Below are 11,709 nucleotides of genomic sequence, written 5' to 3' on the forward strand. Positions count from 1 at the left end.
ATTGGGTGCGTTGAGTGCATGAAGTGCGCGACGCGCGCCGTACGCGTCGCCGCCGCGCGCAGCGTGCGCATCGCGTGCGTCACTTGCGTCAAGTGCATCACTTGCGCCGCTCGCGGCCGATGTAGATCGCGAGCAGGATGATTCCGCCCTTGATCACGTTCTGCACGTACGGATTCACGCCGATCATGTTCAGGCCGTTGTTCAGCACGCCGAGCAGCAACGCGCCGACGAGCGTGCCGACGATCGCGCCGCGCCCGCCCGCGATCGACGTGCCGCCCATCACGACGGCCGCGATCGCGTCGAGCTCGAAGCCGACGCCCGCGTTCGGCTGCCCGCTCATCAGGCGTCCCGTCAGCACGAGCGCGGCGAGCGCGGACGTGAGCCCCGCGAACGTGTAGACGACGAGCTTCACGCGCGCGACGCGCACGCCGGAGAGCCGCGTCGCGTGTTCGTTGCCGCCGATCGCGTACACGTAGCGGCCGAACGGCATGCGCTCCAGCATGAGCCACGCGAGCGCGTAGACGGCGAGCATCGCGACGACGGGCGTCTGCACGCCGAGCACGTTGCCGCTGCCGAAGAAGCGGACCCAGTCGGGCAACCCGTCGATCGGATAGCCGCCCGTGTAGATGAGCGCGAGGCCGCGCGCGATGCCCATCGTCGCGAGCGTGACGATGATGGGCGGCATGCCGGCGAACGCGACGAAAAAGCCGTTCGCCGCGCCGAGCGCGACGCCGGCGCCGACGCCCGCGGCGAGCGCCAACGCGCCGTTCACGCCCGCGACGAGCAGGCCCGCCGTCAGCGTGCCCGACAGCGCCATCACCGAGCCGACCGACAGGTCGATGCCGCCCGTCAGGATCACGCAGGTCATCCCCACGCCGATGATCGCGTTGATCGACACCTGCCGCAGCACGTTCTCGAGGTTCGCGGCGCTCAGGAAGCTCTCGCTCGCGAACATCATCGCGACGCACACGACGGCGAGCCCGACGAGCGGATAGAACGTCGTCGAGCGCCTGAGCGCGGCGAACGCGCGCCGCGCGCGCGCGCCGGCGGGCGGCGGCGGGCGCGGAAGAGGAAGACGACGGCGGCGTCGTCCGCTCATGCATGTTCATGATTCGCTCCGCGTACGTCTGAAGTCGCATAAGTCATCACCGTGTTCGGATCGATCGCGTCGCCGTCGAGGATCGCCTCGATGCGGCCCTGCCGGAACACCGCGACGCGATCGCACATCCCGACGATCTCCGGCAGCTCGCTCGAGATCAGCACGATCGAATAGCCGCGCGCGGTCAGCTCGCGCATCAGTTGATAGATCTCGGCCTTCGCGCCGATGTCGATGCCGCGCGTCGGCTCGTCGAAGATCAGGATTCGCGTGTGGTGGTTCAGCCAGCGCGCGATCACGACCTTCTGCTGGTTGCCGCCCGAGAGCGTATCCACGCGCGTCTCGGGCGTCGGCGCCTTCACGCCGAGCCGCTTCATCAGCTCGCGCGTCGCGCGCGTCTCGGCTCCCGCGTCGATGAACCAGCGCAGGCTGCGGTGCTTGCCGAGGTTGTTGATCGCCACGTTGTGCCGGATCGAGAATGCGGTGATGAGCCCTTCCGTCTTGCGGCTCTCCGGCAGGATGCCGATGCCTGCGGCGAGCGCGTCGGCGGGGTCCGCCAAGCGCACCGCGCGGCCGCGCACGCGCATCTGCCGCACGCGCGCGGGCTTCGCGCCGATCAGCGCGAGCGCGCTCGACGTGCGCCCCGAGCCGACGAGGCCCGCGAAGCCGAGGATCTCGCCCTCGCGCAGCGCGAAGCGGTTCACGGGGCCGTCCTCGCGCACCTGCAGCGCGTCGACTTCGAGCACGAGCGCGGCGTCGCGCGCGAGGCGCGGCTTCGGCGCAAAGGTGTTGTCGATCCGCCGGCCCACCATCATCTCGACGAGCGCGCCGACGTCGATGCGCGCGCACTCCGTCGTGCCGACGTACTGCCCGTCGCGCAGCACGGTGATCCGGTCGCCCACCTCGAAGATCTCGTCGAGATGATGCGAGATGAAGATCATCGCGACGCCCTGGCGCTTGAGCTCGCGCATCACGCCGAACAGATGCGCGGCCTCGGCGGGCGTGAGCGTCGCGGTCGGCTCGTCGAGGATCAGAATCCGCGCGTCGAGCGACAGCGCCTTGCCGATCTCGACGAACTGCTGCTGCGCGACCGACAGCTCGCGCACCGGCGCCGACAGATCGATCGCGACGCCGAGCCGCGCGAAAATGTCCGCCGCCGCGCGGCGCATCCGCGCGCGGTCTCGCAGCCCGAGCCGGTTGCGCCACTCGCGGCCGAGGAACAGATTGTCGACCGCGTTCAGATCCGGAATCAGGCTGAACTCCTGGAACACGATGCCCACGCCGGCCGCGATCGCGTCGTGATAGTTCGCGAAGCGGCGCGGCGCGCCGTCGATCGTGATCGTGCCTTCGTCCGGCTCGTAGATGCCGCACAGGATCTTCATCAGCGTCGACTTGCCCGCGCCGTTCTCGCCGAGCAGCGCGTGAATTTCGCCGCGCGCGACGCGCAGATCGATCCCCCGCAGCGCAACGACGCCCGGAAACCGCTTCGTGATGCCGGTCAGCGCCAGTATCGTGTCCATCGCATCCTCGCTCGCGCGCGCCGCGCCGCGCCTGCCGTCCGTCCGCGCGAGCGCGCCGGCCGCGGCGGCTCGGCGCGCGTCGCCCGCTTCGTCCATGGCTTCGTCCATGCCGTCGGCCTCGTCGCTTCGCTCGCTCACCAGCTGAAGCTCTTCGCGTTGTCCTTGTCGATCAGCTTCACGTCGACCGGAATCGTCTTCGGCACGTTGGCGCCCCACTTCTTCGCGAGCCCGATGCCGATCGCGAGGCGGATCTGGTCGCGCGGAAACTGCGCGGACGTTTCGATGAACTTCGAGTTCGGCTTCTGTATCGCGGCGATCGCCTCGGGCGCGCCGTCGACGCTCGTGAGCTTGATGTCCCTGCCCGACGCGTCGATCGCGGACAGCGCGCCCATCGAGCCGCCGTCGTTGACGCTGAAGATGCCCTTCAGCAACGGGCGCGCCTGGATCATGTTCTCGGTGACGGTGAGCGCGCTCGCGCGCTCCTGCTTGCCGTTCTGCACGTCGACGATCTTCACGTTCGGGAATTTCGCGAGCGCCGCGCGGCAGCCGCGCACGCGCTCGAGGATCGGCACGACCGGAATGCCGTCGAGGATCGCGACCTCGCCGCTGCCGCCGATCGCCTTCGCGAGGTAGTCGCACGACATCGCGCCCGCGTCGAAATTCTTCGAGCCGACGAACGAATCGACCGGGCCGTTCGCGTTCGCGTCGACCGCGACGACGACCGCGCCCGCCTTCTTCGCCGCTGCGACGGCCGACTGAATGCCCGTCGAATCGGTCGGATTCACGAGCAGGATGTCGATCTTCTTCTGCAGCATGTCCTCGACGTCGCTCACCTGCTTGCTGACGTCGTGATGCGCGTCGGTGACGATCACCTGCGCGCCGATCGACGCGGCCGCTTCGTTGAGCGCCTTTTGCATCGTCACGAAGTACGGATTGTTGAGCTCCTGGAACGTCATGCCGATCTTGAGCGGCGCCGCGTGCGCGGCGCCCGCGCCGCCGGCGAGCGCGATTGCGAACGCCGTGGCGCGCAGCGCGCGCGCGGCCCGGTTGCCGGCGGCCGGCGTCGAGGAAGCGGTAAGCATCATGGTTGTCTCCGTTTTCTAGGCATGAGCGCGCCCCGCGCGCCGCTCGGGCGGCACGCCGAAGACGCGTGACTGCTGGGTTGCTCGGGAACGCGGCCCGGCTCAGCCGGACAGCAGGACTTCGGAAGTCGGCCGGGCGCCGCCGCGCGCCTGCTCGGCGGGCACGATCGCCGGCGCGTCGGCGATGCCCGCGCCGCGCTGCGCGGCCGCCTCCGACGCGTCGCGGCTCGCATCGTTCAGCGCCTGATAGCGGCGAAATCGCGACGGCGACATGCCCTTCACCGCAAGGAACTGGCGATTGAAGTTCGACAGGTTGTTGAAGCCGCTCCTGAAGCAGATGTCGGTGACGCTCGCGTCGCCGTCCATCAGCAACTGGCACGCGAGATTGATGCGCATCCGGTTCACGTACTGGACGAACGGCAGGCCGGTGTGGCGGCGAAAGTAATGCGAGAACGCGCTCACGCTCTGCCCGGCGAGCCGCGCGAGATCCGTCTCGCGCAATTCGTTCGCGAGGTTCTTGCCGATGTATGCGAGCACGTGGTTGATGCGGGTCGACGCGAAGGTCGACGGATCGGCTTCATACGCGGGGCTCGCGAGCAGCTCGCGATCGGGCGCGTCGACGAGGAGCTGCAGCATCGACAGGAACAGCACGATGCGCCGCAGCCCGCGCGCGTGGATCAGCTCGGCGAAGAGCGGCTTGACCGCGTCGCTCGTGCGCGCGCCGAACTGCACGCCGCGCCGCGCGTCGGCGAGCAGCCCCTCGACGTGCCGCCACTCGGTGAAACTGTCCGCGCAGCGCGCGGCGAACGCCTGGCCGAACTGCACGACGAGATTGCGCTCGGCGATCGTCTTGCCTTCCGGCACGTCGCTGACCCAGTTGTGCGGCAGGTTCGGCCCCATCAGCACGAGATTGCCGGGCCCGAAGCCGCCGACGTAATCGCCGACGAACATCTGGCCCGTCGTCTCGACGATCAGATGCACTTCGAACTCCGGATGAAAGTGCCACCGCACGGTGCGGTACGGGTAGCCATGCGACCACGCCTTGAACGACTCGCCGCGGCGCACGTCGACGACTTCGAGATCGGGCTGCACTCGCTCCTCCTATTCTCCAGGCCACGGCGCGCGGGGCGCGTCTCCGGTGCGGCGCGCATCGGGCCAGCGCCTTTCGCCGTTCGTCTTGTGTAGTGCGAACGATAGCCGCCGACCGTGCGGCGGGCCACTAAAAATCAGACACCCGACTGGTATTTTTTTGAAATTGGACGAATGCGGAGGGCGCGGGCGTCAAATTTGGTGCGAAGCAGCAGGCTTCGCGCGCGGCCGGCGGCGCGCTGACGCATCGCCGGGCGCGGCAGTTCGGCGGGATTGCCCGGCGCTGCCGGGCGCGCCGATCTCCGTGATCGCGAAAGCGCGATCGCCGATAAGCAATGCGAATATTATTTTGTTTCCAAATTCCGGAATTCAGTCGACAAATCCGGATTTCCATTTTCAATCAAAGATAAATCGTCCGCACGAGATAAATTATCGAATTCGCGTATATAAAATTACTTCCGAAAAGAAAAGGATATTCCGATTGAATTTCCTTCCGGGCGATGCTATAAACCTAACGCCGGCACCTTACTAACACGTAAGGAGGTTGGCGAATTCGATACTTTTTAGGAGATTAAAATGGTTCGACTTTTGGCGAAGCTTCTCCGTATCACGGCCCAAGGCTCCAGCGGCGTCAGCCTGGACGCGGTTTCCTCGACGCACGGCACGCCGGGCTTCCAAACGCCGGACAATCGCGTCATTTCGCGCTTCGGATTCAATTAATTAGCGATTCGTGAAACCGGTGGGGCATCGCGCCCCACCGGAACAAACAGCCATGATGCTAGCCCGCCGTTGTCATGTTGCGGTATTCGATCAAGCGATCGTCGCACTCGATATGCGACGGTCGCGTTATTTTCTTTATGACGAAGCCTGTGCGAAGGCTTTTTCCGACCATTATCTGGATTTCAAGCCAATCGATGCGCCGCGCGCATTGGGGCCGTTGATATCCGACCGAATTATCGTCGCCGAAGCGCTGGCGCCCGCCCGAAGCCGCATCGCCGATTACCGCGGGTGGGGCTTCGACACGTTCGACTCGGGCATCTGGGCAAGCCGGGCGCTCGGCGAGCGCAACGCGTCCGGCTTCGAGTGGCTGCCGTTCTGGCGCATCGTGCGCGGCGCGGCGTCGCTCAAGCTGCGCGGCTTTCACGCGCTTTCCGTGCTCGAGCGGCTCGACGCCCGCCCCGCGAACGGCGCGCCGGCGCGCGGCAACGACGCGTCGCACACGGTCGAGCGCTTTCTGCGCGCGTCGATCTGGTCGCCCTTTCGCATCACGTGCCTGCAAATGTCGCTCGCGCTCGCCACGCATCTGAGGCGGGAGAACGTGCCCGCTCAACTCGTGATCGGCGTGAGGCCGATGCCGTTCGTCGCCCATGCTTGGGTCGAAGTCGACGGGCGCGTGTGCGGCGACGAACCGGACCTGAAAAAGAGCTATGGCGAAATCTATCGAACGCCCCGACCCGACGAACGCGCCGCCCCGCTCGGGCTGGCGGCTTGAACGGCGCGCGTGGACGGATGCAATCGGCTATCGCAGCCTGCTGTCCGGCGAAGGCGGCCCCGACCGGCCGATCGGCGTCACGCTGCTCGAAGCCGGCGGCCGCGGCCGCGCGTACCTGCGCGACACGCACTCGAACCTCGATCGCGCGCTCGCGCGCGCCCGCACGCTGCCCGATGCGCGCGAGGTCGTCACCCGCTTCGTCTGGGGCGCGTACATCGCCGTGCTCGACGAAGCGGCGAGCGGCCGCCGCCTGTTCCTGCCCGACCCGCTGCATTCGGTCCGGCTCTATTACCGGACCGGCGAGAACGGCCGCGTCGACGTCGATCCGCAGGCGGCGAACCTGCTCGACGGCGCGTCGATCGACTGGAACCTCGACTACCTGATCGAATTCGCGTGCACGCAGTTCGGCCCGCTCGACGAAACGCCATTCGCGGCGGTGCGCACGGTGCCGCCCGGATGCGCGCTCGTCGTCGACGCCGACGGGCGATGCACGATCGAGCGCGCGTGGCTTCCGCGCGCGCACGCGGCCGACGATATCCGCGCGTCGTGCGCGGCCGCGCTCGACGGCGTTTATTCGAGCATCGCGAGCAGCCATCCGAACGTGTGCGCCGCGCTGTCGGGCGGCGTCGATTCGTCCGCGGGCGCGATCTTGCTGCGCAAGGCGCTCGGCGCGGGCGCGCCGCTCGCGGCCGTCCACCTGTTCTCCACGTCGTCGCCCGATTTCTACGAGCGCGACATGGCGGCGCGCGTGGCCGATTCGATCGGCGCGGAACTCATCTGCATCGACATCGACCGCCATTTGCCGTTCTCCGAACGGATCGTGCAAACGCCGCCCGCCGCACTGAGCCAGGACATGCTGTTTCTCGGCATCGACAAGGCGGTGTCGAGCGCGATCGGCCCCTCGTCGGTGCTGCTCGAGGGCCAGGGCGGCGATCTGCTGTTCAAGGCGGTGCCGGACGCGAACGCGGTGCTCGACGCGCTTCGCGGCAAAGGATGGTCGTTCGCGCTTCGCACGGCGGAGAAGCTCGCGACGCTTCACAACGACTCGATTCCGCGCATCCTGCTGATGGCGGCGAAGATCGCGCTGAGAAGGCGGCTGTTCGGGCGGGACGCGTCGGTGTCGCAGCCGACGATGTCGAAGCTGTTCGCGCCGCGCGCCGCGGCCCGGCAGGCGCGCGGCCGCACGCGGCGGGACCTGCGCGCGGACGCGCCGTCCGACGAGTCGATCTCGGTGCTCGACCGGTTCGTGTCGATCATGACGCCCGTCACCGACGCCGCGTATACGAGCCGGCTCAATCCGTATCTCGCGCAGCCGGTCGTCGAGGCGACATTCGGCCTTCCGAGCTACGACAGCTTCGATCACCGGAACGACCGGATCGTGCTGCGCGAGATCGCCTCGGCGCACACGCCCGTCGACGTGCTGTGGCGCAGAACCAAGGGGTCGTTCGGCATCGGCTTCGTGAAAGGGATCGTGTCGCATGACGACGCTTTTCGCGCATTGATCCGCGACGGCGTGCTGATGCGAAGCGGCAGGATCGACGAGGCCGAACTCGAACACGCGCTCAAGGCGGTGCGCGTCGGTCAGAATGCGGCCGCGATCAGCCTCGCGCTCGTCGGGTGCGTGGAGGTTTTTTGCGCATCCTGGCAGAATTTCGTCGCGAACCGGCGCGTTGTGGCATGCTGACGAAGCGTTTGGCCGCGCCCCGCATGACGCCCTCGCCATTGCATTCGTTGCATTCGTTGCGGCCGCGGATCGCGCCGCCGCGCGCCGAGATGCCCGCCCTCCCGTCCCGAACGCCGGTTTTCCGGCACGATTGCGAATCGACATGAAACTTGCCGCACTACGCTCGCTGGCGGACGTCGTCCGTCTGATGCTCGACAAGGAAACGAATGCGAGAAAGCTGATCGTCGCCGGCGTGCTGATCGAGGCGCTGACGTCGGCGTTCATGCTGCTCGGCCCGGTCACGTTGAAGCTCGCGGTCGACGAGCTGTCGCGCCCGCATTTCGACACCGTGAAGGCGTCCGTCGACATCGTGCTGTTCGCCGTGCTGTGGTCCGCGTCCGCGATCTCGTCGATCGTCCTGCTCGCGTACACCGGCCGGATCGTCAACGCCGCGTCGAACGCGCTGCTGCGTCGTGCACTGCGCGCGCAGCTTCCCGCGCTCGCCGGCCGCGCGTGCGCCGACAGCGGCTACGTGCAGGGCCTCCTCGAACGCCTGCCGTACAGCCTGCAGGTGATCGTCGAAGGCGTGCTGTGGAAGATCACGCCCGTCGTGATCCAGCTCGCCGTCGCGTTCGCGCTGATCTCGCTGCTGATGCCGCTGCGGTACGCCGCGATCCTGTTCGCGGTGCTGGCCGCCTATTTCCTGTTCTCCCACTTGTCGGCCGAGCAGTACGAGAAGAGCGCCGCGACGACGAACGAGGCCGCCGGCGCGCTGTCGGCCGCGCTCGGCGACGTGCTCGCGAATGCGCCGCGCGTCGTCTACAACGGCGCGGTGCCGCGGGAGATCGACTACGTCGCGGCGAGAGCCGGCGCGCGGCTCGACGTCAACTGGCGGCGGTCGTGGCTGCTCACGCGCGCGGCCGTCTATCAGTACGGCATCATCGCGCTCGGCATGGCGGCGATGTTCGTGCTGTGCGTGCGCGACATCGCGGCCGCGCGGATCACGCTCGGCGATTTCATGCTGCTGCAGACCTACGTGCTGCAGTTCGCGCTGCCGCTCGGCGCGTACGGGTTCGTGCTCCGCCAGGCGGGCGCGGCGCTCGCGAACGTGCGCGAAGCGCTCGAGATCGCGCCCCGCGCGCCCGCTGCCGGCGCCGCCCGAGCGCAGCCGGGCGGCTCGGCCGCGCACATCGCGGTTCGCCGGCTGGCGTTTCGCCGGGCGGATCGCTTCGCGATCGAACCGCTGTCGTTCGACCTGCCGGCGGGCAGCTACACGGCGATCGTCGGCCACAACGGCTCGGGCAAGTCCACGCTCGCGAAGATCGTCGCCGGGCTGCTGCCGCCCGACGACGGCGTCGTCGCATACGACGGCGTCGACCTGTACGGCGTCGACGACGCCGCGCGCAGCGGCTTCGCGCTATACGTCCCGCAGGACGTCGCGCTTTTCAACCGCCCGCTGCGGGAGAACGTGCGCTACTACCCGTCGACGCTCACCGACGACGACGCGACCCGGCTGCTCGAACGCCTCGCGTTCCACAAGGACGGCCGGCGCATCGATCTCGACGGCGAAGTGGGCGAAGGCGGCGCGCGCCTGTCGGGCGGCCAGGTGCAGAAGGTCGAGCTCGTCAGGCTGATGGGCGTCGACGTCCCCGCGATCGTCCTCGATGAAACGACCTCGGGGCTCGATCCGCACAGCGACGCGCTCGGCATCGCGATGCTTCGCGAGCGTCTTCGCGGACGCACGACGCTCGTGCTGATCACCCACCGTATCGCGAACGTCGAGGCGGCCGACCAGGTGCTGTTTCTGTCGGCCGGGCGGCTCGTCGCGGCGGGCCCGCATCGGCGCCTCATCGATACCTGCGACGAGTACCGCACGTTCTGGCGCCGCCAGCCCGAACCGGCGGTGTCGAACGCATGACGCTCGGGGGGCATCGGTGCGCGGCGGCGGCCGCGGGCCGGTCGGGCGCGCTCAGTAGATGAACAGCCGAATCGTCGCCGTCCCGGTGAACGGCCCGATCTTCGGCGCGCCGAACGACTTCAGCACCGCGTCGAGCACGATGTTCTGATACGACACGTTCCCCGGCATCTGCGTGAGCACGAACTGCTGGTTGAACGGAATCGCCGTGCCGTTCCTGTCCTCGATGCCGATGCCGAAGTTGCTGTCGCTCTGCGGCACGAGCAGGCCGTTGCGCACGGTCTGCGAGGTCTCGAAGTAACCGTCGACGCGCACCGGGACGCTGCATTTCTTCGCGAGCGCGAGGCTGAACTGCTTGCGCGGCACGGCGGGCGAAAAGCCGTTGCCCAACGCCTGGATCTGCCCGAACTTGACGATCCCCGGCTCGGGCGTGACCGTCACGTCGACCATGCACGGCGTCGGCTTCAGGTTCTGCAGGCCGCTCAGCCGGTACTGGAAGCTCGGGTTCGTGTTGTTCAAGCCCTTCTCGCCGTCGAACTGGAACACCGTGTAGACGTCGCTCGGCGGCTGCACCCACGCGCCCTTCTTGCGCACGACCACCTGGTACGTGATGCTGATCGGAATCTTCGGGCAGCGCTTCGCGTTGAAGTCCGCCTGCGGGCACGGCGGCACCGCGAAGCCCGTCGGCACGCCGGTGCCGGGGCGGCTGCCCGCGCCGAAATGATCGACGCCCTGATAGCGGATGCCGATCTCGAGCCCCCACGCGGCCGGATTCTTGCCGTCCGGATTCGCGTAGAAGTAGATGTTGTCGACGATATCCAGATTGCCCTTGCCGCCGAGATCCTTGTAGCAATAGCCGTCCGTCGTGCGCGGCGCGGATATCCAGATCACGTAGCCGTCGGGCGCGTCGGTCGGATACGACGCGACGTTGCCGATCGGCTCGGTGAGCGAGCTCTGGCCGCTGTTCGTCAGGCACCGCACGGCCCACGCGGGCTGCGCGAGCGCGACGAGCAGCGCCGCGCACATCCATGCGAGCCAGCCGGGCATGCGCCGCGGCGGAAAACGCAGGCGCGCGCTCATTGCTTCACGCTCCGGCATGCGTTGCCGTCGCACGCGTATTCGACCGTGACCTGGCCGCCGTAGTCGTCGACGTGCGTAACGGCGATGCCGCCCGCCGCCGACGCCGAGAACGGCACGCTCGCCGCGCTCTTCGGATTCACCATCACCGGATCGAGCGGCAGCGGCGCCTTGTTCGCGCCCGCCGCGAGCGCGACGACCGTGATGTGATACGGCGTCGGATTGTCGAGCACGAGCCGGCGCGCGGCCGCATCGACGCGCAGCGTCATCGGCAGCGTCGGGTCCTCGTCGCGCGCGGGCTGCACGCCGGCCGGCCGGTAGAACAGCTTCATCTGCGTGTGCAGCGCGATCTGCAGCGCGTTCGGCGTGTCGGTCTTCGGCGGCACCTCGCGGATGTTCAGATAGAACACCGATTCGCGATCGGCGGGCAGCGCCGCGCCCGGCATGCGCGCGATCCGCAGCACGTTGCGCTCCTTCGGCTCGACGCGCTGCAGCGGCGGCACGACCATCAGCGGCGTCGTGATCTTGTTGCCGTGCTCGTCCTCGAGCCACGACTGCACGAGGTACGGATACGCGTCGCTCTTGTTCGAGATCGTCACGATCGCGGCCTGCTCGCCTTCGTTGAGAATCACGCGCGTGCGGTCCGGCACGATCGCCGCATGCGCGGCGCCCGCGAGCGCGGCGAGGAGCGCGGCGGCCACGCGCCGCGCGTTCGAAACGGAAAGGAGTCGTGGGGTCATGGTCGTCATCGGGTCGTTCGGTCGTTCGGTCGTTC

The 11,709-nt window shown here is 68.1% G+C and carries 9 protein-coding genes and 1 pseudogene; 4 read left to right on the plus strand and 6 right to left on the minus strand.

Annotation, left to right across the window (positions count from 1 at the left end; genetic code table 11):
- Positions 1-97 precede the first annotated feature (97 nt).
- From WS78_RS09865 to WS78_RS09880, 4 genes and pseudogenes are all read right to left on the minus strand, one after another.
- A pseudogene (locus tag WS78_RS09865) lies at positions 98-1,103 on the minus strand (ABC transporter permease).
- A complete protein-coding gene (locus tag WS78_RS09870) occupies positions 1,096-2,757 on the minus strand; it encodes a sugar ABC transporter ATP-binding protein (protein WP_394335878.1) in 1,662 nt (553 codons plus the stop codon). Before WS78_RS09870 ends, WS78_RS09865 begins: the two are co-directional and overlap by 8 nt.
- Complete coding sequence (locus WS78_RS09875) at positions 2,751-3,701, minus strand: substrate-binding domain-containing protein (protein WP_059575009.1); 951 nt, start codon at positions 3,699-3,701, stop codon at positions 2,751-2,753. The genes WS78_RS09870 and WS78_RS09875 overlap by 7 nt, the downstream gene beginning before the upstream one ends.
- 99 nt (positions 3,702-3,800) lie before the next feature.
- The gene (locus tag WS78_RS09880) at positions 3,801-4,790 is read right to left on the minus strand and encodes an AraC family transcriptional regulator (protein WP_038743075.1); all 990 of its coding nucleotides are present in this window, start codon (positions 4,788-4,790) and stop codon (positions 3,801-3,803) included.
- Positions 4,791-5,363: 573 nt separating this feature from the next.
- Between WS78_RS09880 and capA the strand changes: the two genes are divergently transcribed.
- The 4 genes from capA (at position 5,364) to WS78_RS09900 (ending at position 9,860) form a co-directional block, all read left to right on the plus strand.
- Entirely contained in the window at positions 5,364-5,507 is a 144-nt protein-coding gene (gene capA / locus WS78_RS35740) for a capistruin family lasso peptide (protein ID WP_145986771.1), read from the plus strand.
- Positions 5,508-5,559: 52 nt separating this feature from the next.
- Positions 5,560-6,279: a lasso peptide biosynthesis B2 protein gene (locus WS78_RS09890; RefSeq protein WP_038743076.1), complete on the plus strand. Its 720-nt coding sequence runs from the start codon at positions 5,560-5,562 to the stop codon at positions 6,277-6,279.
- On the plus strand, positions 6,215-7,963 hold the full coding sequence (locus WS78_RS09895) for a lasso peptide isopeptide bond-forming cyclase (protein WP_059575010.1): 1,749 nt from the start codon (positions 6,215-6,217) through the stop codon (positions 7,961-7,963). Before WS78_RS09890 ends, WS78_RS09895 begins: the two co-directional genes overlap by 65 nt.
- Positions 7,964-8,105: 142 nt before the next feature.
- Complete coding sequence (locus WS78_RS09900; RefSeq protein WP_038743078.1) at positions 8,106-9,860, plus strand: ATP-binding cassette domain-containing protein; 1,755 nt, start codon at positions 8,106-8,108, stop codon at positions 9,858-9,860.
- A gap of 51 nt (positions 9,861-9,911) precedes the next feature.
- Here WS78_RS09900 and WS78_RS09905 read toward each other — a convergent pair whose 3' ends face one another.
- Both WS78_RS09905 and WS78_RS09910 read right to left on the minus strand, forming a co-directional pair.
- Positions 9,912-10,937, minus strand: a complete 1,026-nt coding sequence (locus WS78_RS09905; protein ID WP_059575012.1) for a fimbrial protein — start codon at positions 10,935-10,937, stop codon at positions 9,912-9,914.
- A complete protein-coding gene (locus WS78_RS09910) occupies positions 10,934-11,683 on the minus strand; it encodes a fimbrial biogenesis chaperone (protein ID WP_038743080.1) in 750 nt (249 codons plus the stop codon). The genes WS78_RS09905 and WS78_RS09910 overlap by 4 nt, the downstream gene beginning before the upstream one ends.
- Between the last annotated feature and the right edge of the window lie 26 nt (positions 11,684-11,709).

Origin of the sequence: Burkholderia savannae, assembly GCF_001524445.2 — a bacterium.
GTDB lineage: Bacteria > Pseudomonadota > Gammaproteobacteria > Burkholderiales > Burkholderiaceae > Burkholderia > Burkholderia savannae.